The 1,447-nt window shown below is 63.6% G+C and carries 1 protein-coding gene; it reads left to right on the top strand.

The window, feature by feature from the left end:
• The first annotated feature begins 115 nt into the window (after positions 1-115).
• Complete coding sequence (locus ACSFBL_RS35590) at positions 116-1,234, top strand: IS110 family RNA-guided transposase (protein ID WP_435520500.1); 1,119 nt, start codon at positions 116-118, stop codon at positions 1,232-1,234.
• Positions 1,235-1,447 lie beyond the last annotated feature (213 nt).

The raw sequence follows: 1,447 nt of genomic DNA, 5'->3' as shown, positions 1-1,447 counted from the left end.
AGACATGATGGTCGCCGCCCAGTAGACAGGCGGCCGGTCTCCAACATGTAGGTTGCGTCCAGGGACGCAGAGCTACATGCTGTGACTTGCGTCGTCAGCAACAAGGAGACCGGCCATGCAAGAGCGTAGCAAGATTCACGTGGGTTTGGACGTCCACAGGGACAGCATCAGCGTGGCGGCGGCCGAGCCAGGTCGACCGCCCGGGCGCTTGATCGGCAAGGTCACGCATGACGTGAACAAGTTGCTGAAGGTGCTGGCGAAGGCCGGTACCGCGGAGCAATTGCACATCGTGTACGAGGCAGGACCGACGGGCTTCGGACTGCAGCGAGTCCTGAAGGCCAGGGGCTATAGCTGCGAGATCATTGCCCCGTCGCAGATCCCGCGACGTCCAGGCGACCGGATCAAGACCGACTCACGCGACAGCGTTCAATTGGCCGAGTGCTCGCGTGCCGGCCAGTTGAGCGCCGTGTGGATTCCAGATCCAGATGACGAAGCGATCCGTGACCTGTCGAGGGCGCGCGAAGACGCGGTTAACAGTCGCGTCCAGGCCCGCCATCAGCTCAAGGGCTTCTTGCTGCGCCACGACATCCGCTACCCTGGCAAGACCTCGTGGAGCATTGCCTACTACCGCTGGCTGTCGACGCTGAACTTCGACGCCGGCGCCACCCAGACGGCGTTTACCGAGTATTGGCACACGGTCGAGGCCGCTGACGAGCGAGTCGAGCGGTTGACGAAGGCGCTGGTGGCGTCGATCACGGGTTGGCGTTTTGAGCCGGTAGTCCGTGCGCTCCAGGCGCTTCGTGGGGTTGCCGCGATCACGGCGATCGGCCTGATGGCCGAGATTGGCGACCTCGCGCGCTTCTCGCATCCGCGAAAGCTCATGGGATACCTCGGCTTGGTTCCTTCGGAGCACTCGAGCGGCGAGCGAACAAGTCGTGGCAGCATTACCAAGACGGGGAACGCGCACGCACGCCGGCTGCTGACCGAATCGGCCTGGAACTATCGCTTCAAGGCTCGAATCGGCCGCGAGGCACTGGCGCGCCAGGAAGCGCTGCCAGAGTCGATCCGAACGACCGCATGGAAGGCGCAGCTGAGGTTGACGCAACGGTTTGCCGCGCTGCGCAATCGCGGGGTACAGATCAACAAGGCCTGCGTGGCTGTCGCACGTGAGTTGGCCGGCTTCATCTGGGCGATCGGCCTGCAGGTACGACGCGAGGAGGAACAGGCAGCCTGAGCGCGGTGTGAGAAGGGATCGCTGCGGTGATGTGGCACGGGCACCGATTGGGCAACCCTCGGCCACACTACAGGGGCACCGAAAGGCAGATCCCCGGCGCTAGAACGAGGCAGGCCCGCGACGAATCGATGAAGTGCTGGTAACCAATCCGCGGATATGAGTCTGATTCATCGTCGCTGCAACGTTCGTGTCGCATCACCGGAGCGATCCCGC

This window comes from Variovorax glacialis, assembly GCF_051216375.1.
Lineage (GTDB): Bacteria > Pseudomonadota > Gammaproteobacteria > Burkholderiales > Burkholderiaceae_C > Variovorax.
This window is presented reverse-complemented; position numbering and strand designations above follow the sequence as displayed.